Annotated in this window: 1 protein-coding gene; it reads right to left on the reverse strand. The window is 39.4% G+C overall.

All coding sequences use genetic code 11. The features are described 5' to 3' along the window. The coding region (locus VXQ92_RS19250) for an AAA family ATPase (protein ID WP_416682879.1) at positions 1-1,214 on the reverse strand (1,214 nt) is incomplete at both ends.

The following is a 1,214-nucleotide window of genomic DNA, read 5'->3' on the forward strand; positions in this document are numbered from 1 at the left end:
AGTCTGACTTACGACCATTATTGTCTGTTAATGCACCATGATACATGATTTGTAATAACAGGTTAAACACATCAGGATGTGCTTTCTCAATTTCATCCAGTAACAATACACATTGTGGATTTTTATGAATCGCATCTGTGAGTAAGCCACCTTGGTCATAACCCACATACCCTGGAGGAGCACCAATTAAGCGAGAAACAGCATGACGCTCCATATACTCAGACATATCGAAACGAACAAGCTCTACACCTAAAAGTTTTGCTAATTGCTTCGTAACCTCAGTTTTACCTACACCGGTAGGACCAGCAAACACAAAGCTACCAACTGGTTTATCTGGCGATTTCAAACCAGCACGTGACAACTTGATTGCAGAAGCTAGTGCAGTAATTGCTTCATCTTGACCAAATACAACACGTTTTAGGTCACGCTCAAGATTTTCAAGTACAGATTTATCATCTTTAGATACAGTTTTAGACGGAATACGCGCAATCTTAGAAACAATATCTTCGATGTTTTCTACAGTAATTAAGCTGTCTTCACTTTCTGCTTTTAAACGGCGCTGTGCACCTGCTTCATCAATGACATCAATCGCTTTATCTGGCAAGAAACGATCATTAATAAATTTCGCAGAAAGCTCAACCGCAGAAACCAAAGCTTTGTCGTCATACTGTACATGGTGGAAATCTTCAAACTTCGTTTTCAAGCCACGTAAAATATCAATAGTTTCAGAAATGCTCGGTTCATTTACGTCAATTTTTTGGAAACGACGAGATAACGCATGATCCTTTTCAAATACCTGACGATATTCTTGGAACGTTGTTGATCCAATGCAGCGTAAAGTACCATTTGCTAAAGCTGGTTTAATGAGATTCGAAGCATCCATCGTACTGCCCATACTTGAGCCTGCACCAATGATCATATGAATTTCATCAATGAATAAAATCGCATTCGGATTTTTCTTCAAAGCGTTTAACAATTGTTTTAAACGTTTTTCAAAGTCACCACGATATTTTGTACCCGCAACCAATGCACCAATATCAAGGCTGTAAATTTCTGCATGGCTTAGCGGTTTTGGTGCTTTACCATTTACAATAAGCCATGCAAGGCCTTCTGCAATTGAAGTTTTACCTACACCCGGGTCGCCTACCAACAATGGATTGTTTTTACGACGACGGCAAAGAATTTGTGCTGTACGCTCAATTTCTTTCTCACGA

It is taken from the genome of Acinetobacter sp. 228 (assembly GCF_048147885.1).